Source organism: Nocardia sp. NPDC058114, from assembly GCF_042884695.1.
In the GTDB taxonomy this organism is placed as follows: domain Bacteria; phylum Actinomycetota; class Actinomycetes; order Mycobacteriales; family Mycobacteriaceae; genus Nocardia.
The window spans coordinates 295144-317089 of record NZ_JBHVTK010000006.1 but is presented as its reverse complement, the minus strand read 5'-3'; the positions used below and the strand labels follow the sequence as shown (position 1 = coordinate 317089).

17 protein-coding genes are annotated in these 21946 nt (G+C 63.7%); 9 read left to right on the top strand and 8 right to left on the bottom strand.

The features are described 5' to 3' along the window. Window positions 1–11 precede the first annotated feature (11 nt). The 3 genes from ACFVVI_RS23295 (at window position 12) to ACFVVI_RS23285 (ending at window position 2954) form a co-directional block, all read left to right on the top strand. The gene (locus tag ACFVVI_RS23295) at window positions 12–1172 is read left to right on the top strand and encodes an LLM class flavin-dependent oxidoreductase (RefSeq protein WP_378989596.1); all 1161 of its coding nucleotides are present in this window, start codon (window positions 12–14) and stop codon (window positions 1170–1172) included. Between the two features lie 39 nt (window positions 1173–1211). Further along, window positions 1212–2438, top strand: a complete 1227-nt coding sequence (locus ACFVVI_RS23290) for a cytochrome P450 (RefSeq protein WP_387446780.1) — start codon at window positions 1212–1214, stop codon at window positions 2436–2438. A gap of 66 nt (window positions 2439–2504) precedes the next feature. Next, window positions 2505–2954: a nuclear transport factor 2 family protein gene (locus ACFVVI_RS23285; RefSeq protein WP_387446779.1), complete on the top strand. Its 450-nt coding sequence runs from the start codon at window positions 2505–2507 to the stop codon at window positions 2952–2954. Window positions 2955–3005: 51 nt separating this feature from the next. Here the strand turns inward: ACFVVI_RS23285 and nocL are convergent, their stop codons facing one another. Genes nocL through ACFVVI_RS23270 form a run of 3 tightly spaced genes read right to left on the bottom strand, consistent with a single transcriptional unit; the run spans window position 3006 to window position 7356 of the window. Further along, a complete protein-coding gene (gene nocL, locus ACFVVI_RS23280) occupies window positions 3006–4166 on the bottom strand; it encodes a 3-methyl-2-indolic acid synthase (RefSeq protein ID WP_378989591.1) in 1161 nt (386 codons plus the stop codon). 44 nt (window positions 4167–4210) lie between these two features. Continuing rightward, the gene (locus ACFVVI_RS23275) at window positions 4211–5254 is read right to left on the bottom strand and encodes a polyprenyl synthetase family protein (protein ID WP_378989590.1); all 1044 of its coding nucleotides are present in this window, start codon (window positions 5252–5254) and stop codon (window positions 4211–4213) included. Between the two features lie 14 nt (window positions 5255–5268). Beyond that, window positions 5269–7356, bottom strand: a complete 2088-nt coding sequence (locus ACFVVI_RS23270) for an amino acid adenylation domain-containing protein (RefSeq protein WP_387446778.1) — start codon at window positions 7354–7356, stop codon at window positions 5269–5271. A 459-nt stretch (window positions 7357–7815) separates the two neighbouring features. On the opposite strand from ACFVVI_RS23270, the gene ACFVVI_RS23265 reads away from it, so the two are divergent. Then, window positions 7816–8133 carry an acyl carrier protein gene (locus tag ACFVVI_RS23265; protein WP_387446776.1) on the top strand — a complete coding sequence of 106 codons (318 nt, stop codon included), beginning with the start codon at window positions 7816–7818 and terminating at the stop codon, window positions 8131–8133. A gap of 283 nt (window positions 8134–8416) precedes the next feature. Next, window positions 8417–9367, top strand: a complete 951-nt coding sequence (locus ACFVVI_RS23260; protein WP_378989585.1) for a cytochrome P450 — start codon at window positions 8417–8419, stop codon at window positions 9365–9367. Here ACFVVI_RS23260 and ACFVVI_RS23255 read toward each other — a convergent pair. The 3 genes from ACFVVI_RS23255 to ACFVVI_RS23245 all read right to left on the bottom strand — a co-directional run bounded on the left by ACFVVI_RS23255 (window position 9302) and on the right by ACFVVI_RS23245 (window position 12305). Beyond that, complete coding sequence (locus tag ACFVVI_RS23255) at window positions 9302–10096, bottom strand: thioesterase II family protein (protein WP_387446775.1); 795 nt, start codon at window positions 10094–10096, stop codon at window positions 9302–9304. The genes ACFVVI_RS23260 and ACFVVI_RS23255 overlap by 66 nt on opposite strands. Further along, the gene (locus ACFVVI_RS23250; protein ID WP_387446774.1) at window positions 10093–11154 is read right to left on the bottom strand and encodes a cytochrome P450; all 1062 of its coding nucleotides are present in this window, start codon (window positions 11152–11154) and stop codon (window positions 10093–10095) included. Before ACFVVI_RS23250 ends, ACFVVI_RS23255 begins: the two co-directional genes overlap by 4 nt. A gap of 176 nt (window positions 11155–11330) precedes the next feature. Continuing rightward, entirely contained in the window at window positions 11331–12305 is a 975-nt protein-coding gene (locus ACFVVI_RS23245) for an alpha/beta fold hydrolase (protein WP_387447020.1), read from the bottom strand. A 307-nt stretch (window positions 12306–12612) separates the two neighbouring features. Between ACFVVI_RS23245 and ACFVVI_RS23240 the strand changes: the two genes are divergently transcribed. Both ACFVVI_RS23240 and ACFVVI_RS23235 read left to right on the top strand, forming a co-directional pair. Beyond that, window positions 12613–14673 (top strand): AMP-binding protein, encoded by a 2061-nt coding sequence (locus tag ACFVVI_RS23240; RefSeq protein WP_387446773.1) that lies wholly within the window; start codon window positions 12613–12615, stop codon window positions 14671–14673. Between the two features lie 13 nt (window positions 14674–14686). Next, a complete protein-coding gene (locus ACFVVI_RS23235) occupies window positions 14687–16072 on the top strand; it encodes a hypothetical protein (RefSeq protein WP_387446771.1) in 1386 nt (461 codons plus the stop codon). On the opposite strand, the gene ACFVVI_RS23230 is transcribed toward ACFVVI_RS23235, so the two are convergent. Beyond that, window positions 16056–17099: a UbiA family prenyltransferase gene (locus ACFVVI_RS23230; RefSeq protein ID WP_378989580.1), complete on the bottom strand. Its 1044-nt coding sequence runs from the start codon at window positions 17097–17099 to the stop codon at window positions 16056–16058. The genes ACFVVI_RS23235 and ACFVVI_RS23230 overlap by 17 nt on opposite strands. Continuing rightward, window positions 17066–18178, bottom strand: a complete 1113-nt coding sequence (locus tag ACFVVI_RS23225; protein ID WP_387446770.1) for a prenyltransferase/squalene oxidase repeat-containing protein — start codon at window positions 18176–18178, stop codon at window positions 17066–17068. The genes ACFVVI_RS23230 and ACFVVI_RS23225 overlap by 34 nt, the downstream gene beginning before the upstream one ends. Before the next feature lie 306 nt (window positions 18179–18484). Here ACFVVI_RS23225 and ACFVVI_RS23220 point away from each other — a divergent pair, with 306 nt between their 5' ends. Further along, window positions 18485–20320, top strand: coding sequence for a 2-isopropylmalate synthase (locus ACFVVI_RS23220; RefSeq protein ID WP_387446768.1), 1836 nt, complete (start codon window positions 18485–18487; stop codon window positions 20318–20320). Window positions 20321–20352: 32 nt separating this feature from the next. Continuing rightward, on the top strand, window positions 20353–21942 hold the full coding sequence (locus ACFVVI_RS23215; protein WP_387446767.1) for an amino acid adenylation domain-containing protein: 1590 nt from the start codon (window positions 20353–20355) through the stop codon (window positions 21940–21942). Window positions 21943–21946: the final 4 nt, after the last annotated feature.

Genomic DNA, 21946 nt, shown 5'->3' with positions numbered 1-21946 from the left:
GAGGATTCATCATGGCTCGGCTTCGGTTCGGGTACTTCATCGCACCTTTTCATCGCGCGGGTACGAACCCGACACTTGCGCTACAGCGCGACCTCGATTTCATCGAACATATCGACGCACTCGGCTACGACGAGGCGTGGCTGGGCGAGCATCACTCGGCGGGGAGCGAAATAATCGGTTCGCCGGAGATCTTCATCGCCGCTGCCGCACAACGAGCCAAGAGAATCCGATTCGCCACCGGCGTCATCTCCCTCTCGTACCACAACCCATTGTGGGTCGCCGACCGGCTGATGCTGCTCGACCATCTCACACACGGCCGGTTGATCGGCGGGTTCGGTCCGGGTTCACTTCCGACAGATGCCGGAATGATCGGTTTGAGCCAAACGGATACGCGCGAACTCCTCGAGACGAATCTCGACATCGTCGTCCGTCTGCTGGCCGGCGAAACCGTCAGCGCCAAAACGCCGACACACGAATTGTGCGACGCCCGATTGCAGCTGGCCCCCTATTCCGATGGAGGGATACCGCTGGCCGTCGCCGCAGTCTCCTCCCCCACCGGCGCGCGGCTGGCCGGAAAGCACGGGATCGGCCTGATCTCCATCGGCTCGACGCTGACACTGGAAAGCTTCAACGCCCTCCAGTACCACTGGGATATCGCCGAGAAACAGGCCGCAGCCTTCGGCACCCGGGTCGACCGAAAGAATTGGGCGCTGGCCGGGCCGTTCCATATCGCCGAGACCGACGAGCAGGCCCGCGAGGACGTCAAGTTCGGCATCGAGTCGTGGTTCCGCTATTTCCAGAAGGTGGCTGCCTTCCCCCACCTCACGGTGCCGGGGGAGAAACTCGACGAGATGATCGACATCATCAACAACCTCGGGGTGGGCGTCATCGGCACGCCGGAGCGCGCTCGGGCACAGGTTCAGCGACTGTGGGACCAGTCCGGTGGGTTCGGCTGCATGCTGCAGATGGCTCACGAATGGGCGAATCCCGCGGCCACCAAGCGCTCGGCTGAGCTCTTCGCCGACGAGGTGATGCCGCACTTCCAGGGCCAATCGCAGCCGACACTGGATGCTGCTGCCCGGGCGGCACAGGTGCGAGACGAACTCGCCCAGCAGCACCAGGAGGTCATCGATCAGATGACGAAGAAGTACCACGACGAAGCCGCTTCGTAGCCGGTCCGGTACACGACGGGTCACAGCAATCCTCTTGCAATGCGCGAAAGAAGGCCACAGGTGCCGCCTGAAGAAATAGAATTCGACCCTTTCTCGGAAGACTATTTCAACGGACCGTTCGAGACGTATCGCCGGTTGCGTGAAGACGCCCCGGTCTACTACAACGAGAAGTATGACTTCTATGCTTTGAGCCGCCATGTCGATGTCGCGGCCGGGCACAAGAATTTCGAGACGTATTCTTCGGCTGAGGGCGTAGACCTCGGAACCGTGCAATCGGGGGAACCCCCCATGCACAAGTCGATCATCACCATGGATCCGCCCGAGCATCGCCATATGCGCGGCCTCGTCAACAAGGTGTTCACCCCGCGTGCGATCGAGGAACTGCGCCCCTTGGCCACGGACTTGATCGATCGACATCTCCACGCCGCAGATCCTGCGAAATTCGATGTCGTTCAAGACTTCTCGGCGCTGTTCCCCATCGAGGTCATCACGACGATGCTGGGTGTCCCCGACGAGCGTCGTGGGCAGATTCGGCTGTGGCTCGACGACTTCCTGCACCGCGAGCCCGGCGCGGTGAAGATCTCGCAAGCCGGCCTCCAGGCAGCCCTGCAGATGCTGGTCGTCTACTACCAGGTGGTGAAGGAGCGCAGGGCCCGGCCGCGGAACGACATGATCAGCGATTTGGTGTCGGCTACGGTGCAGCGCGAAAACGGTGAGGTCACCGGCCTGGACAACACCGAAATCGCCCAGTTCGCCCTCGTTCTGGGCGGAGCGGGCGCGGTGACCGTGACGCGACTGGTGGCCAGCATGGTGGTGTTGTTCGCGCAGCACCCCGAACAGTGGGAGAAATTGCAGGCCGATCGCAGCAAGATCCCCGCGGCGGTCGAAGAGGTGCTCCGCTACGAATCACCGACTCAATACAACGTGCGTCGCTCACGCGAGGACGTCACGCTGCACGGCGTCACCATCCCCGCCGGAAAGCCGGTGTTCTTGCTGGTCGGCGCCGCCAATCGCGATCCCGACGCCTGGAAGGAGCCCGACGTCTTCGACATCGATCGCGACCGCACCCAGGCCCTGAATCTCGGATTCGGCTTCGGCATTCACACATGTCTGGGGGCGGCGCTGGCACGGATGGAAAGCGCTATCGCCTTGCAGAGATTGCTCGACTTCATGCCACGGTACGAGGTCGATTGGGATGGCTGCCAGCGGGTGAACATGCAGAATCTCGCGGGCTGGAACAATGTCCCGGTGCGCGTACTTCCGTAGATCCCGATCACCGACGCCGACCGCACGTCGGCGTGTCCACCCGCAAGCGAGTGAGGAGAAGTGCGAATGACGTCGAGCGAAGCCGGCTCCGAAGAACTTGTCGAACGATACCTGGAGATTATCGCCGACCACGACTACGAAACGTTCGGTGAGCTGCTGACGGATGACTGCGAGTTCACTCTCGTCCCGATCGGTCACACATGGAAGGGCCGGGAGGACGTCATCGGGGCGCTCACTGTCTCGGGCGGAACCGATTCGCACGACGGCGAGCCCACGGTGCGGATCACCAGCTGGTTCAGAAACGACGATCATGTCGTGGTCGAGTACGAGCGCAAGGCCGTTGTCCGTGGCGTCCGGCTGAACATCGACGGCTACTGCTGGATAGCACATATTCGCGACGGTCGTATCGATTCGATTCGCGAGTACATCAACCCGAGCAATCCGGGAATCGCCCTGCTCCTGAGCCTCGTCTTGAGGGCTTATCCGCGCCTCACCCGTCGCAAATCGAAGAAATAGCGCACGCTGGACGGGGGCTCCGCCTGGGCGGAGCCCCCGTCCAGGCGCACGTCAGCGCGGTTCAGGGGCGAAGTTCTGCACGGCACGCCCGGTGTCGGTTATCTGTTTCAAGATCGTCGACGGCCGAGCCAGGTCCGCGACCAAGAACTGCGAGGAGTTCTCCTCGTTCACGATGTCGTCGCCACGCCGATAGGGCGCAACGTCCGGACTGCCGGGACTGATGACGCCACACAGGTCGATGACGCTGTCCCGGAGTGCTTTTCCCTCCCGGTTGGTCAAGACCAGTCGCTGGTCCGGGCAGACGAAGGCGATCGCCGCCATCAGCCGAATATATGCCTGGTCGTCGACCTTTGTCCGGTTGCTCGATGCCATCGCGGGCCGGAGACGCGGCAGCGAGATATCGACGATCCCGCCGCGGCGGGCGAGATATGTCGCGTGGGAAACGAGTGCGATCATTTCCGATTCGATATCGTGCAGGCCGATCAAGGCACCCGGGTTCACATACTTGAACCCCGCGTCCAACCACCGGTCGAAGGACTGGATCCGCCGATCGTAGTCCGCTTTCGGGGCGCCGTCCTTACCTCCCATGAAGCGCTCGTAAGTATGGCGGTCGTACGTCTCCTGAAAGACACACATAGTCGCCGGTTCATCGCGGTCGATCCATTCACCGAGCGTTTCGATCTCGGCTGTGGTCATGCTGCCGATATTGAAATAGACGCGCTGAAACCCCATATCGAATGCCGTCCGGATCGCCCAGCCTATCCGAAAAGCGTTGACGAGCCGAGTGTATTCGTCTTCGTACTCGCCGGTCAGGAATCCGACGCCGGCCACACCCTCGTGTTCGAGCAGGATACGCAGCTGGTCCTCGATCTCGCGCTTCCCTGCGAGCTTCCGGATCATCCGCGTGTTGCTCTTCTTCATGCCACACATCTTGCATTCGGAATCACAGTGGTTCGTCGTGTACAGCGGAACGAACGTATGCAGCCGCGGTGACCGCTGGGCGATCCGCCGCTCGGCCGCGGTTCTCAATTCCTCTGTAGAGACGGAGGTGTCGCGAGTCAACGCCAGAGCCACCACAGCAGGGTCGTCGGGAAGATCGGCATCGATCTCGAGCCCCAATATTCCCCGCACGTCGATGTTCTTCGCCTTTTCCGCCGATCGGCTGAGCTCTGGAAGGTTGAATCTCCGGCCGATCTGAATATCGACAGTCATATATCTCCCCAATTCTGAATTCGTGATCGATCTCGAGTCCTACATCAATACGAGCGGCCGACCGTGAACTCCCCCACTCCCGACAACAACCGCCATGCGTCGGTATCGGTGTCCAGGACGGCGAGCGCGGCGAGCGCCAGCTGATGGTGTCGGCCTGCACATCGTTCGGTCCACTGCCTGCCCCCACAGTGCTCGATCAGGTGGATCGCCCGGGCGACTTGCGCCTGCGTGAGGTCGGTGGAGTTGTTCATCAAGGTGCGTAGCTCTGCGGCCTCCACCCCGCTCTGCCTCATCGCGGCGGAGAGCGGCATGGTCAGCTTCCGGCGGCGCACGTCGCCGCCGACATCCTTACCGGTGACAGCGGGATCGCCCCAGGTGCCGAGAATGTCGTCGATCGCCTGGAATGCGATACCCAGATACGTCCCGAAGTCCCGGAGCGCCGCTACCACGTCGGGTGCCCCGCCGCCGAGCAGCGCCCCGATCGAGGTCGAGCAGCCGATCAAGGCTGCGGTCTTCTTCTCCGACATCGCCAGAACGTCATCGACGCCCACATCGCGCCGCACCTGATAGGACAGATCGACCGCCTGGCCCTCGATCATTGTCGATGTCGCCGTCGCCAGCGCGAGGGCAGCTTCCGAGTTGCCGGTTCCGCCGAGGACGTCGAGGGCGCGCATCAGCAGGGCATCACCCGCCACGATGGTGGGTCCGACGCCGAACACAGTCCACGCGGCCGGCATATGCCGGCGTTCCCGGTCCAGGTCGACGATGTCGTCGTGCAGAAGCGAGAAATTGTGGACGAGCTCGACCGCCACCGCGCCGGGAACGGCGATTTCCGGCGTCGCACCCACCGCCTCGGCGGACAAGAGTGCCAGGCAGCCGCGGAGGCATTTGCCTGCGTCACCGTTCGCGGGTCTTCCGTCGGGATCTGTCCAGCCCAGGTGATAGGTGATGATCGGTCTGATCTCGTCGCTCAATTCCGCGACGGCCCGGCGCATACCGTCGTGGAGCAAAGCGCGGCGGTCGGCCAGTGCGGCGTGCAGGTCGGGCGCACGCGAGATCTGCGTGCCGGAGAAGGGAGTGGCGTTCATATGTATCAGTCCGATCAGATCGACAAACCCGACAGGCGCAGGCCGACCGACGGAGTCAGCGCTGTGCGATCGACCTTTCCCGAGGGCGATCTCGGTAATGTGTCCAGGATCCGGAATTGCGCCGGGAGCATGTAGTGCGGCAGCTGCGCCGACAGTTCGGAGCGCAATCCGCTGGCCGACAGCTCGGCGCCGTCCTCCGGAACCAGATAGGCGATCAGGCGCCCACCCGTGGTCGTCGCCTGCAGCGTCACTGCGCACTCCAGAATGTCCGGCCTGGCCGACAACAGCGCCTCGATCTCACCGGGCTCGACGCGGAATCCCCGAATCTTGATCTGCTGGTCGGCGCGACCGATGAACTCCAGCATTCCGTCGGCGCGATATCGAACGAGGTCCCGGGTGCGGCAGACGATCGCGTCCGGCTCCTCTGGCACCGGACTCGGAACGAAGCGTTCGCTGTTCAGCTCGGGCCGGTCGAGGTAGCCGGCCGCGATTCCGATTCCCGCCACGTACAGCTCACCCACCACACCGCGGGGGACGGGCTCGCCTGCCTCGTCCAGCACGTATACGCGAACGTTGGTGATCGGCTTTCCGATCGGCGGCGGACTGTCCCGCTCCGCCCCGGCAACGGTGGCCGAGGTGACGCGCACGCCTGCCGCGGCGTCGAAGGTCGAGGCCACGAGCGTCGTCTCCGTCGAGCCATAGCTCACCACAACCTCGAACGGCAGGTCGGCCCGCGGCCAGCGGCGGACTTGTTCACCGGCGACCACCATGTAGCGCAGCGCGCAAACGTCCGGCCAATCCAGCGACCACACACGTTCGGCGGCCGAACTCACCAGCAATGTGTGCGTTATCGCGTTCTCGATCAGCCAGTCCCGCAACCGTTTCGGATCCCTCGCGGCGTCGGTGGGTGCTGTGTACACGGTCGTGCCGTTGGCCAGGAAGGGGATCCACTCCATGAGCCCGACGGAGAATCCGGGCGAGGAGATCCAGGTGGCGCGATCGGCGCGAGCGATACCACAGGCGCGCGCGGTCCAGGCGATCATGTTGGACATCGCACCGTGCCGTTCCAGGACGGCCTTCGGTTTCCCGGTGGACCCCGAGGTGTAGAACACATGACAGATATCGTCCGGCTCCGGATTCAGCGGCGGAGCGCAATCCGCGGCCGAGCCGATGGTGGCGGCGTCGCCGTCGAGGCAGATGATCCTCAATCCGTGGACACCCGCCAACTGTGGTGTCATGGCGTCCGCGGTGACAACGGCCGTCGCCCCGGAGTCGTCGAGCATGAACGCGGTGCGTGAGTGTGGGTTCGCCGGATCCAGGGGTACCGCGGACGCGCCGCTGCGCAGAATCGCGAGCAGGCTGATGACGTTCGACGCGGAACGCTCGAGCAGGATCGCCACTCGATCGCCCGGCCGAACACCTACGGCCCCAAGGTGATTGGCGAGGCGATTGGCAGCCCGGTCGAGTTCGCCGAACGTCACGGTTCCTGTCGGGTCGACGACTGCCGGGTGCCCTGGGTCGGCGACGGCGAGCTCGGCGATCCTCCCCTGCAGCGTCCGGAACGGATCGGCGGGAGCAGCGGTGGCATTCCACTCGACGAGAAGGGTCTCGCGCTCTCGTGGGGCAAGGATCGGCAATCCGCTCACCGGGCGATCCGAATCCGCGAGCACGGCGGCGGCGAGCGTCGCGAAATGGCCCGCGATCAGCTCCGCGTCGGCGATGGAGCACTGCTCGGCGTGGTAGACGAGTGCACCGCGATCGATGACCACGGTGAGGTCGGCGATGTCCGTGACACCGGAATCGGATACGTCGCATGACGATCCGAACGCCGCGGTGAAGGGTACGCGCTCCGCGTTTCGCGCGTCGGGCTGGACCAGCTCGAGGAGGCTCTCGGCCGGTATGGGACCGAGAAGTTCCGGCACCTGGCCGGATTCGGCGGTAAGTCTGCCGACCAGCTCGCGGAAGGCCGGCGAGCCGGCCAGGTCGATGCGATGTGCCAGCAGACCCTGCGCCGTTGCCTCGGCAACAAGAAAATCCGTCTCGCCGGTATACCTGTGAACGAGGGCCGCAAACAATGCCAGCCATACAGGCCGATAAGACACCCCCATGTCAATTGCGAGATCCCGGATCGAGTCATCGGAAATATCCGGAATGGGCACCGTGGCACATACATTGTTCGGGGCAGGAGTTCGCCTCGAACCGTGCGCGCGATCGCCTGGTAACGCGAAGCTGAACGGGCTGTCCGCAACATATCGCCGCCATCGATCGATGGACATGATCGTGGCCGAATCGTCAGTTATGCCATTCACCGAACCACCTCCCCCTTCGACCCGAATACTAGCGGAACAGAACCGATTTCATCAACGAATCCGCCCAACAAACATCGTCACACCAGGTCGCGACCGGTACCGGCGAACGACTCACCGAAGACGGCAAGAACCGACTGTTGACAACCCCGACCCAGCTGTAGTCCTATGCAATAGCGACTGATCGGGGGGACCGGAGCACCCGGCATCCAGCTATTACACTGCAACAATTCGGGAAGAAACGGCGGAAGCATTGTGCGGGTTAATTACAGACCGTGGAATCGTCTTTCACGACCGACAGCCGATGATGACGGCACGGCGAACAAGGGAAGAACTCGAGACGTCGAAAGATTCGTCGGGCAATTCATATCCCGGCTGATCGGCGAAGAACTGGACGACAACTACGCGAGTCTGGCACTGGTGAATCTGGGGCTGGACTCCGTCGGCGCGATCGATTTGGGTGCGGCCATCGATCAGGAATATGGCGCCGAAATCGAACCGGCAGACATCAAACTCACGATGACGGTCGCACAGTTGGCGAAACTGATCCAACGACGCGCAGGCGGGGAGTAGACGGATGAAGCACGAGCGGTCACAGTCCACACCGATCGAATTGGGCGACGAGTACTACCGGAATCCACATGCCGCCTACGACAGGCTGCGCGACCTGGGGCCGGTACATTTCGTCAGGTTTCCCGACGGCCGCACCGGCTGGCTGGTCACCGGCTACGAGTCCGCGAAGGCAGCCTTCGCCGACACCACCATCAGCAAGGTGATCCAGTCTCCGGGTGCCCGGGCAGCACTCACCGATCACGGCGGCGACCAGCGAGTCAAGAGCGGTCTGTTCAGTGACATGATGGTCTTCTACGATCCGCCGCAACACACTCGGCTACGCAACCTCCTCACTGGGGCGTTCGCCGGACCGGCTGTCCGAAATCTGGCCCCGAGCGTCGAGAAGATCGCCGATTCCCTCCTTGCCGACATGGCCGCCGATTCGCGCGAGATTCACGACCTACTCGATTCCTACGCAATCCCCCTACCGACAATGGTCATATCATCCCTGCTCGGAGTGCCGCGCGGAGATCGCGACAAATTCCGCGCGTGGACGACCATCATCTTCTCCGGCGAGCATTCCACCGGGGACAAATTCGCGATCATGCAGGAGTTCGTCGTCTACATCAAACAGCTGATCGAGACGAAGATCTCCGCTCCGGGGACCGATCTGCTGTCGGAACTCGTCGCGGCCAGAAATGACGATGATCGGCTGACCGATCGGGAACTGGTCAGCATGGTGTTCATGCTCCTTGTCGCGGGGTTCGAGACGACAGCACACCTTATCGGCAACTCCATCGCAATCTTGCTCGCCGATGCCGATGTCCATCGGTCGTTGTGTGCCGACCCGGGTCGCATACCGGACTTTGTCGAAGAGGTTCTGCGCTATGAATCGTCGGCCTGCGAAGCTACATTCCGATATACGACCGTCCCTATCACCCTGGGCGGCATCGAGATCCCCGCTGGGGAACTCGTCATGGTGTCGATGGCTGCCGCCGATCGTGACCCACAGCGATTCCAGGATCCCCAACGCTTCGATATGAACCGCGCGCACAATAATCACATCGCCTTCGGGTACGGGATCCACAAATGTGTCGGTGCGCAATTGGCGCGCATGGAGGCGGTCATCGCGATCACGTTTCTACTGGACCGGTTTCCCGACATTCGACTCGCTGTCGGCGCGACCCTGTCATGGCGACGAAGCCTCCTCGTCCGCGGGCTGACAAACCTGCCACTCGTCCTTTCCCCAGGCTGATACCGCCCGCAACAGCGAGTCCGGCGCGCTCAAGACGTCATAATGACCGCCGGACAGCTCGATCATCCGGCAGGTATCGCTGTACCGCAGCCATCCGTCGAGTTGGTAACGCTCGATCTCGGCATCGCGGTCCCAATGTATTGCCGTGATCCCGCACCCGAGGCGGACCGGCGGGAACCGCCGGTATCCGCGAGTTGCCACGAGGTCATTGCGCAATACCGTCAGCGCGGCATCCACCAGCGCCGGGCGGGCTACCGCGCCGCGGCTGCGAATAACCTCCGACAGTTCGGCGCGGAGCCCGTCTTCGTCCAGATCGAGCAGGCGATCGAACGGGCAATCATGGGGAGCCACCTGACCCGAGACGAACAACATTTTCGGAGACGGCAGACCGAGCTCCTCGATCCTGACCACGGTTTCGAATGCCGGTAGCGCCCCGGAGCAATGGCCGAAAACAGCGAAAGGCACCGTCAGCCAGGGCTTCAGCGCCTCGGTGAGGTCTACCGCGAGTTGCTCGTAGGAACCGAAGTGCTGGTCACCGATCCGATTCTCCCTGCCGGGCAGCTGAATCGGGCAGATCTCGATACCTCCGATGCGCCGCGGCCATTGCGCGAACATCGAGGCACCGACCCCCGAATAGGGAAGGCAGAACAGTCGTGCCTTCGCCGCCGGATCCGGCGGGCGCAGCAACCAGCGCGCCCCGCCGGCGACTTTCGGAGTCGAACGCGTCACGCTTCGTCCCGCCTAGGAGTCCGGACCCGGAGGTGCGTTATGCCGTTGATGAAGGAGGACCGGAGCCGTCGCGGTTCGCCGTCGACTTCGACGGACTCGAACCGGCACAGGAACTGTTCGCACACGATGCGAAACGTCAGCCGGGCGAGCGGCGCGCCGATGCAATAGTGCGGGCCGTATCCGAACGCGATGTGGCGGTTCGGGCGCCGGGCGATATCGAAGGCGTGCGAGTTGGAGAACACCGTCTCGTCGCGGTTGGCGGACCCGATCCAGGCCACGACCGGCTCCCCGGTCGCTACGGTCCCGCCGCTCAGTTGCGTCGGTCGTGTCGCATAGCGCATGAAGTTGCTCGCTGCCGACGTCCAGCGAATCCCCTCCTCGACCAGACCGGGGACGAGTGCCGGGTCATCGTGGGCCGCTTGCCATGCGTCGGGGTTTCGCGCCAACGCGAGGACTGCACCGGAAACGGTATGCGGCGTCGTGGCGTTGGCGCCCAGCAGCAGGCTGTAAGTGTTGTACATGACCTCGACGTCCGACAGCGGCTGGGCGCCTGCCTGTATCGACATGAGATGGCCGAGTAGGTCGTCGTGTCCGACACTCGCGCGCCGACACCGGATGAGCTCGGTGAAGTAGGAGAAGATCTGATGGTGCGCGACGGTCAGCGTCGCGGTTCGGGCACCGATCGCGAAATTCGGGTCCTCGGGTGCCGCGGCCATGGCAGCCAGGCGGATCAGGTCGTCCCAGTCCGATTCCGGTACGCCGAGTAGCCGGCCTGCGACCACCATCGGCAGCCGGAGCGCGCGCTCGGCAAGGTCCCATGGTCGGTCGTGGGGCACGTCGGCGAAAACGCGGTCGACGGCGTACCGGATCTCGGATTCCATCGCGCTCGTCGCCCCCGCGCTCAGCCGCTTGGCGAGCGGTCGACGCACCTCGGTGTGGCGGGGCGGGTCGCAGGAGGTCATGAGCAGGCCGGACGCGATGTCGTCGTGTCCGAGTTGCGTGATGACGGTGCCGCGTTCGGAGGTGAATGCGTCATGGTCGCCGAGCACCCTGCACACGTCGTCATATCGTGTGACGGAGCAGAACGAACGCCCCGGGGCATACTCCTGTCGGTGCAGCCGGGCGTGCTCCCTCATGTACGTCCAAACGGCATGCGGGTCACCGGCGTGAAAGCCGGCATCGAGGAGGTCGACTGCGGCGAGGCCGGCCCCGTCACGAATGACACCGGCGGGCATCACGGTGTGCCGATCGTCTGATGGATCCTCGCGGCCAGCGCCGCCGGCGTCGGTTGCAGGTAGAACTCGACGGGTGAGATCTCGACATGGTGCCTGCGGTCGATGTCGTCGAGGATCTTCATGCCGACGAGCGAGTGTCCGCCCAGACTGAAGAAATCGTCGTCCACGCCTATTCCGGAGATTCCGAGGTGCTCTGCCCAGATGTCGACCACGTCCTGCTCCGTCGAGGTGAGTGGCGGTCGTGTCGCGAGACGGCTGACAACGGCGGCGACAACATCAGCCTCCTCGGCGACGAGGTAGTGATGCCCGCCAGGAAACGTTCGGACCTCGATGTCTTTTGTCGTGGCCGCGGTCCACGCATGAAGATCGGCCACGGGGCAGGTCTGATCCTCTTGTCCGCCCAAGGCGACGAAGGCCGCCTGTAGGGGCGTCAGCGTTGCTGGACGATAGGCATCGAGCAGCCGCAGATCCGAGCGCAGTGGCGGGAGGATGAGGGGCCACAGTTTCAGGTTGCGGTAGACGTCGTCGTCTCCACCGCCGAGCCGCCGCATCGCGGCGACAAGATCTTCGTCGTCGAGGCGATGGTCGTCTTCGCCATGGCGCTGATGCGGTGCGGTTCGTCCCGACACGAAGACGGTGTCGACGATGAATCCGAGATCGCGCTCGAGTCGCAGGGCCACCTCGTAGGCGATCGCGGATCCCATGCTGTGCCCGAACATCGCCATCGGAAGGTCGGTCAGCTCGGTCAGCTCGGATGCCAGCGCGTCGGCCATCGCGTCCATGTCCTCGAGACATCGCTCGGCGATGCGATCCTGTCGGCCCGGATACTGAACGACGATGGTCTCGACGCCGGCGGGCATTCTCCGCGGCCACCCTCTGAAGGCGTGAGAAGTACCGCCCGCGTGCGGAAAACAGATCAGGCGCTCTGTCGGTGCGCCATGGGGCGCGCAGTAGCGCCTGAGCCAGGTCTCCATGCTGTGCTCACCCTTCTTCCCGGGCGCGGACAGCCGCTCGCTGCCGTGCGCACCGACCACCGAAACAAGGATCGCCATGGCTTGTCGACATCATCGAGAATCCCCCCTCATGATCGCCCCCGACACCCGAATGCTAGCGCCCCGGAACGACTTTCATCAACGGTTCACCAGAATGAACATCGTCGCGCCAGGTCGGGACCGGTGCCGGCACCCGACCGAACGGCCGACCGGTGCGAGCTGTTGACAACCCCGACCCCGAGGACAGACCATATCGCTGGACACACCTTGCTCCTCGGTCATAAGGAAAGTGCCGTTGATTACAGAGGCCGTACGCGGTATCTGGGCTCGCGAGCTGAGGTTCACCGAATTCTCCGACGATGACGACTTCTTCGTTCTCGGCGGCGATTCGCTGACCATGGCCAGGATCCAGGAAGCTTTCATCGATCATTTCGACATAGAGGTACCGATGGACGAATTGTTCCGGCGGGCGACCGTCCGATCGATAAGCGCGCACCTGACTTCGCTACACCCGTACGCGCAGGTGAATTATCGCCTCGCCGAGACCCTTCGGGCCACCGACGAACAGTTCGCCTCGTCCGCACCGTCGGCAGAGGTGAGTGCGGCCGCCGGTGATCCGAGCTCGAGCGCCGCGCAGATGATCGAGGTATACCTCCGCGGCTACGCGGACCGCCCCGCCTTGGGGCACCGACGATCCGACTCGTTCGATGTCATCACTTATCGGCAATTTCATTCTTTGATCAACTGTCTACGAGCCCGGTGGTCCGCTCCGGACGGTGGCGAATTGACCGCAGGCGATTTCGTCGCCACGCTCGGATTCACCAGTGCCGACTATGCCGTCGTCGATCTGGCATGCACACTCTCCGGACTTGTCACGGTGCCGTTGCACAATACGTTCGACGCTCATCAGATCGTTCCGATCCTTCGGGAGACAGCACCCAGATTGCTCGCGGTCAGCGTTGAATCCCTGCCCGTGGCGATCGCGGCACTCGCCGAGGATTCGGCGGTAGAGCGTGTCGTCGTCTTCGACTACGTCCCGGACGACGACAAGCATCGGTCATTGCTCGGACGTGCTCGAACACGCCTGTCCGCGGTACGGCCGGAGCTGACGCTGACCTCACTACCGGACGAGATCGCCGCCGGGAAGAAGCACGCGCCACCGCCGGTGTATGTGCCCGAAGACGAAGACACCTTGGCCACGATCATCTACACCTCCGGAAGCACCGGCACGCCGAAGGGTGCGATGTTTCCGACGAGCTGGATCAAACACTACTGGCAACGATCCGTCGGCCGCCCGGACCCGACCGTCCCCGCCCTGCATCTGCAGAATCTGCCACTGAGCTTTCTCGGCGGGCGGCAATGGCTGGCATCGACCCTGTCCAACGGTGGCACAGGGTATTTCACCGCTGGTAGCGACAATTCCACGTTCCTGGAGGATCTCACGCTGGTACGTCCGACAGAATTGGTGATGGTCCCCAAGCTGTGCGGCGAAATCTTCCGGCTGTTCCAGAGCGAGGAGAGCCGGCTCCTGGAACTCGGAATCGACCAGGCGGCTGCGACCGCGGCGGCGATGCAGACGATCCGTGTCGATGTACTCGGGGGCCGCGTTGTCACAGCATGCTGTGGGGGCGCGCCGCTTTCGACGACGATCCGGGACTTCGTACAGTCGTGCCTCGGAATCCAGGTCGTCGACGGTTACGGGTCGACGGAAGCCGGGACCACGGTGACGGAGAACGGCTGGATACTGCAGCCGCCGGTGGTCGACTACAAGCTCGTCGACGTACCGGAGAGCGGCTACACGAATGCGGATCGACCGCATCCCCGCGGCGAACTGTACATAAAGTCCATCTGCGCTTTCAGCGGATACTACAAGCGCCCGGAGGACACTGCCGACGTTTTCGACGCCGATGGCTTCTACAAGACGGGCGATATCATGGCAGAAGTGGCGCCCGGCCGCCTCTCCTACATCGATCGAGCGTCGAATATTCTCAAGCTCGCGGCCGTGGGTTTCGTGTCGGTGTCCAAGCTGGAGGCGATGTACTCCGGCACTCCCGAATTACGCCAGATCTACATCTACGGCAACAGCGCACAGCCGTTCTTGCTCGCGGTGGTCGTGCCGAATCAGGATCTCGTCGACCCCGAGAACGGCAAGGAAAAGCTCTCTGCCGCACTCCGGCAAGTCGCAACGGACAATGCACTCGCCTCCTACGAAATTCCTCGTGATTTCATCGTCGAGCAGCAGGAGTTCACCCGAACGAACGGACTGCTGTCGAGTTCGGGGAAACTGCTGCGCCCGGCTCTGAAGGAACGGTACGAGAGTCGTCTCGAGTCTTTGTACAACGATCTGTGAGGGGTACATGTTCATGGAAATCCAGGAGAATTCCGCGGGTACCCGCGCGTCCGATACTCCCCAGGTGGTCCGGCCACTGGGGCCGTCCGAGCGCTGGCTCTGGATCATCGACCAGATTTCACCGATGAACGCGGTCGTCTGGGTGCATCTGCGCGGCCGGATGGAACACCAGCAGCTCGCCCTGGCCGCCGAGGCTGTGGTCGCGGAACATCCTCTGCTGAGAGTCCACGTCGAGACCGAGCCCGACGGCACGAATCCGCGGTTCGTGCCGACGGCCGATCCGCGCATCCCGATCCGGACCGTTCACGTGGCGGCAGACGACGTGCAGGCGGCCGACGCCGAGGTCGACACGGTGCAGTTGTCCGAGCGCATCGATTGGCGAACCGGCCCGCTGGCCCGAATCGTCGACATCGTCCGGGGTGGTGGCACACCGGACGAGTCGCACGACCTGATTCTGACGGCGGCGCATCTCATCACCGATGGCATGGGCATGACGTCGTTGTTGCGGCGCCTTCTCGAACACGCCGCGCAGTCGACCACAGACGATGCTTCGCCGAGAACGGCCGTACGGTCGCGCAGCCCCCTTCCGGTTCCGGAAGACCTGCTGCCTCGCCGACTACGAAGCATCGCCCGGGCGAAGGCCGTCTCGCGCGTGGATCGGGCGATCACAGCGCTGAGCAAACCGCAGTCGCTCGAACCCGAGGCCACAGTGCCTCCGAAAGAGCGCCGCACGCGGTTCATCCGGCGGATACTGCCGGCCGCGGACCTCAGCGGCCTCCTCGCGCGCTGTCGGCACGAAGGCGTCACCCTGCACGCTGCCCTGACCTCCGCCACGGCACGGGCGGTGGGGGCCGAGATCACCCCTGCCGGAGCCGGCAGGGTATCGGTCATATCGGCGATCAGCTTGCGGCATGAATTGGTGCCACGCGTCGACAACCGGGAACTCGGTTCGTACGCGAGCGGAGTGGTCGCGCATGTCGCCGCCGATCCCGCGGCCGACTTCTGGATCGCGGCGCGCAAGTTCGATCGCGATCTGGCGAGACGGCTGCGGTTCGGGCAGCATCTGTCGGCTTTCGCCGCCTTGGCCTTCATGGCTCCGCCGTCGGTCGAGTCCAGCGGGCCGCTCATCGATCTCATCGACCACAAGACGTCGCGGGGCATCGCCATCTCGAACTTCGGTCGGTTGAACATGCCCGGCAGAATCGGTGAGTGGGATGTCACCGGCGTTCAGGCGGCCGCCGGAATATCGTGTCTCAGCTGCTTGCGTTCGGTTGTGACGATCAGTGGTGGGGATCTGTACTGGAACTTCACCTTCATCGAAGGACTCATGTCGGCGGAGCGAGCCGGCCGGATCGCCGATAGGGCGGTGGCCGCGCTGACCGTCAGCCCGGTCCGGTAGGTGACGTCGCCCGCGCCGGGTGATTCGCGCCGAATTCGTGCTTTTCTCGCATGATGCGATGCAAGACCACAGCAGACAGAATCGAAACAAGCAATACCGGCACCACCGCTCCCAGATCGACCGCGTACGTCGCGAATCCCGCAGTGAGGACGAGTCGTTCGATATTCAGCATCGCGTGCGCTCGTAATGCTTGAATTCTCTGGGAGTGATCGGAACGACTCAGCAGGCGGAACGCGTACCAGCCGAGCATCGCGGAAAGGATGAGCGACGCGACGTACGCGCCGTTGTTCTTCCCCAGAAACCACGGTACGACCATCGCTGCGGCAATCGCCGCAGCGTATAAGGAACGGGCAAGTGCGACAGTGAATGTCGTCCCGCGAACCGCGGCGACGGTATCGTAACCGCCCGCTCGATCTCCCTCGGCATCTCGCAGCGTACCGACCAGGTTGGAACTGATGTCGTGGCAGCAGAATACGAACGCCGATACCAGCAGGGTCCACGTCGCCCAGGAGTGGACGGCCATCGCACCGTAGAACAGTCCGAAAGCTCCCAACGAGCCGCGCACAGCGTTACCTGAGAACCCTCGAGCCTTGAATCTCGCGCTATAGCCGAAGATTCCCACTATTATCGCCGCGGACACGGGAACCGTGCGCCAGTCGATCGCGATGCCGATCCCGATGAGCAAACCGAAACACACCATTGCGGAGACGGCCGCCTCGGTGGGTGTCAGCCGTCCGGAAGGTATCGGCCGGTGCGGCTTCGCGATCGCATCGAGATCGCGATCGAGTAGATCTCCGAGATAGTGTGCGCCGAGCCAGCCGGCGGACAGCCCGACACACGACATCGCGACCTTCCAGCCGTCGCTGTCAGAACCAGTCGAACCGACTCCGGCCAGCGCGAGCATTACCGGATACGCCAGCGTGTAGGGCCGCCACGTTTCCCAGTGCGCGGTCAGGTGAGTACGAAACCGCCGCCGGTTCTCCGCCACAACGATCACAAGAAGGGGCGGGTGTCGATCCGGCGCCACGCCGAGCTCGCCTTCACCACGAACGCCGCAGTCAAGGTGGAGCTCGCGAAGGGAGTCATCGTCGGCGGCTTGCCGACCTCGTCCAAGATCCAGTACAGCGAGCCGGCCGGCCACAGCCGATCCACACCGCGAGAACCGGCGAGGTAGTCGGCCGCCCGGGCGGACCGCTCGAGGTCTTCGCTGTTCAGCAGATCCGGGACGGTGGCCAATGCCAGCAAGGCCAGTGCCGTACTCTGCGGGTCGCTACCCGCGGAACGGCGGCCCCAGCCACCATCCGGATGCTGGGTCGCTCGCAGCAGATTCACCGCGGACAGCACAGCCGGCGAATCCGGCCGCACCGCCGACAGCAGCCGCAGGCCCGCGTAGATGGCGTAGAACCGCCCGCAGTAGAAGGGGCTTGCCCAGCCCCCGTCGTGCCGCTGCACCTGTTCCAAGTGGTCGATTCCGCGCGCTATCGGACCGGCGAACCGATCCGGATCGCTCAGGTGCAGGGCGAACAACAGGCTGGGGAATACATCGGCGTCACCGGAGTCCTCCCACAGGCAATTCGTCCAAGGTTCGGGAAGTCGCCCGTCGGCGGTCCGTTCGAAGTCGGGCACCAACCATGTGCGGACCACGCCGTTCGGCCCGACGCAGTGGTCCAGCGCGAATTCCAGTGCGGGGATGCAATATTTCTCGACATCCGCTCGCAGTCCCGCCTGCGACAGAGCGATGGTGATGCAGGAGAGAGTGTCGGCGTCCGGCGGGAATTCCGGCAGGTCGGGGAAGTAGTTCCAGCCACGCCCGTCACCCCGTCGCCGGTTCAGCAGATAATCCAGTTCACCTTCGATCAGCGGTTTCGCCTGATCGCCGAGAAGCTCGGCACAATCTGTCAATACGTCGACGATAAGTGCGCGCTGGAACAGATCACCTTGCTGTTCTTCGGTATCCGATCCAAGACCGAGTTCGCGCGGTACTCGCAGCGTGTCGGTGAGATCTGTCGGCCCACCGCTGATCTGAGTGGCCAGGTGGACGATACCCGGCCACGCGATATTCTCCCAAACTGTGGCCTCGACACTGAGGTCGGTCTTTTCTCCCATGGCAGTCTCCCATCTGAACCATGCCATTTCGGTAAGCCGCTCGACGATATACAGCGGCAGCTTCCCGCTTGTCGACATTTACCGAGAGGCGCGGAATCGATGGCGCTCGAATACGAATTCCATGACGCTTCCCCCTCGCGGTGCACGTTCGTGCAACTAACAGGCGATCGTGTAGTCGGATCGAGCCCGTGACCCCCGGTCAACCGAATACTAGCGTGCCCGTTCCCCCGAGCGCCAGGGTTTGTCGAATGTTCCAGCAGTTGTCACTCATCGCCGATTGCCTTGCAGCACTTGACAACCTGTGCAATGCTGGAGCGATATGCGACGGGGGTGCACATGACGACAACCAGTGGCGACTTGCCACATCTTCGGCTTGCCTCGCCGACGCCTGCAACTCAGCCGTTCCGGAATCAACAGGTCGACTCGCCGATGCCGTTCGGCAGATATGTTCGCGCGGCACACCCGACACAATTGAGAGATGAGCCGGCGGGACGATTGTGGCCGACTCGAACGATAGACAATGCTCCGCTGTGGAGTTCGGTGGACTTGCGCGACGGTAACCAGGCATTGGCACATCCGATGGACCTGCACCGCAAAGCGAAGATGTTCGATCTTCTCGTCGGTATCGGATTCAAAGACATCGAGGTCGGCTATCCGTCGGCGAGCCAGGCCGATTTCGATTTCGTCCGCAGCATTATCGACGGAGACCGGATTCCCGACGATGTGACGATAAGCGTATTCACTCCGGCCAGGCCGGAGCTGATCGATCGGACGTTCGAAGCTGTTCGTGGCGCGGATCGCGCGGTTGTGCACCTGTGCCATGCGACAGCGTGCCTCTGGCGCGAGGTCGTGTTCGGCATGTCGATGAACGACGTCCGGCGAATGGCCGACGGCGCCGCCGAACACATGATGCGATGTGCCGACACGTTCGACCCGTCACGGTTCCTGTTCGAGTACTCACCGGAGACCTTCAACATCACCGAGCCCGAGTTCACGCTGGAGCTCGCCAACTCCGTGGCGGCCATCTGCGGCGCGCGACCCGATCGGCCGCTGATTCTGAACCTCCCCACGACAGTCGAGACGGATACGCCGAACGTGTTCGCCGACCAGGTCGAATGGATGGACCGGAATCTCGAGGATCGCGCATCGATAATCCTGTCGGTGCATCCGCACAACGACCGCGGGACCGCCGTCGCGTCGGCGGAACTCGCGTTGCTGAGCGGTGCGGACCGTGTCGAGGGCACGTTGTTCGGTAACGGTGAGCGGACCGGCAACGTCTGCCTGGCCACGTTGGCACTCAATCTGTTCAGCCGCGGAATCGACCCGAAACTCGACTTCTCGAACATCGATGACATACGGGCGACTGTCGAGTACTGCAACCAGATGCCGGTCCACCCGCGCCACCCCTACGTCGGCGAACTTGTCTACACGGCCTTCTCCGGCACCCATCAGGATGCGATCGCCAAGGGCATGGCGGCCCTGCAACAGCGCGCCGCCGATACGGACCGGGACGTGCGTTCCCTGGCGTGGGAGGTTCCCTACCTACCGATCGACCCGAAAGATGTGGGGCGTAGCTACGAGTCGATCGTCCGGCTCAACAGCCAGTCCGGCAAGGGCGGCATCGCCCACGTACTCGAGACTCGGCACGGCCTCCACCTGCCCAAGGCGCTTCGTCGCCATTTCGCCGATACCGTTCAGCTGCTGGTGGACGCCAGTGGGACCGAACTCGACCCGGATCGACTCTGGGACGTATTCCGCGCGGAATACGTCGAAGTGGAAGCGCCCCTGCTGTTCGAGCACTGCAGGAGGGAGAACAGCGGCCCCGGGATCTCCGTCACCGTTACGGTCACCGAGGACGGCAGGCTGATCGAATTCCACGGATCCGGTGCGGACCCGAGCTCCGCTCTCGTCGACGGAATGCGTCGAGCGGGGCATGACATCGACGTTGTCGACGTGACTCGTCAAGCACCGGCAGATCGGAGCTGTCCGCACGGCAACCCCGTCTACTGCGAACTGATCGTCGACCAGGTGCGGTCCTTCGGGGTCGGTCTGGACGATTCGACGACGGCGGCGGAAGTGCGCGCCATCATCAACGCGGTGAACAAGGTTCGCGGCGGGGTATCCGCAGAGCCGATTCACTGATCGCATCGCCATCACGATCGAGGACACCCTGTATGACTCTGCCCGGACACACCCTCGCGCTCCCCGACCGCCCACTTGTCCACCTCGAATTCGAACGCCACGCCGCTGCCGCTGCCGATCGAGTCGCTGTGACATGCGGCCCTGTCGTCCGGTCCTACGGTGAGCTCAACGCCCGGGCGAATCAGCTCGCGCATCATCTGCGGTCGAAATCGGTCGGGCCCGGTTCCCTGGTCGGCCTCTGCCTGGATCGGACTCCGTGCCTGATCGAGGCGATTCTCGGGGTACTCAAGGCCGGTGCCGCCTATGTACCACTCGACACCTCGTACCCGCCGGACCGGTTGCGGCTGATGCTGGCGCAGCTGCCCGACATGGCCATGGTCATCGGCTCGGCCGAGACCGAGGCAATGCTCGGCCCCAGTCGCCCCGAGACGATCCTGCTCTCCGACGAGGGGCGCGATCAGGCGATCCGCGATGCACCGGTGAGTAATCCGCAGTCGGCGGTGACGCCGGCGGACCTGTGCTATGTCGTCTTCACCTCGGGCTCGACGGGGACTCCGAAGGCGACCGCGGTGCGCCATAGCGGCTGGTACAACCTGTTGAACTGGCTCGTCCTCGAATACGGTCTGGACCAGCTCTCGTCGAGTCTCGTGGTGAGCTCGTTCGGGTTCGACATCACGCAACGCAGCATCATGACACCGCTGTTCTCGGGCGCTGCCGTGCACCTGCTCGGCAGCCGCAGCTTCGACCTTTCGCTCGCCTACCGCTTGCTCGGTGAGCGTGACGTGCGAACCCTGCACTGCGCCCCGAGCACGCTCTACCTGCTGGTCGACCGGGAGATGAAGCGCGGTGGCACGGCACTGACACAGGTGGGATACGTGTTCATCGGTGGCGAAGCGCTGTCCTCCACACGGGTGTCGACGTGGGCGACGCGGCCTGGGAACACCTGCGTCCTGCTGCACCAGTACGGCGTTGCGGAGTGCACCGACGTCGCCACCTCCCACCCGATGACCGACTACCCGGGCTACGCCGCCGCGGGTGTCACGCCGGCCGGAAAGCCGGTGTACAACACCACGATCCACCTGCTCGGCGAGCACCTGGACGAGGTGGGGCCCGGTGAGGTCGGGGAGATCTGCATCTCCGGGGCAAGTGTCGGCGCCGGCTATATCAACCCGTCGGAAGAGGGGTCGGCTCGGTTCACGAAGATCGAGCGGAACGGGCTGCTGATTCCGGTGTACCGCACCGGCGACCGGGGCTATGTGACGCCAGGCGGCGAGCTCGTCCTGGTCGGCCGCATGGACTCGCAGGTGAAGATCCGCGGTCATCGGATCGATCTGGGAGAGGTCGACCAAGCCGTGCGGCGCAACGGTGCGGTCAACGACGCGGCGGTCGTCGCGGTGGCCGACGACGCCGACGATCTGCAACTGATCGCCTTCGTGATTCCGACGGCCGACGCACTCGACAAGCCTCGACTGCGCAAGGAGTTGCTCGCAGTGCTACCGCACGCGATGGTCCCCGCCGAATTCGTCGAAGTAACGGCATTTCCACTCAATCCGAACGGCAAAGTCGATCGCAAGGCCCTAGCCGCTCACGGTGTATCTCGTAGCAGCTCCTCTCCGGCATAGCGAA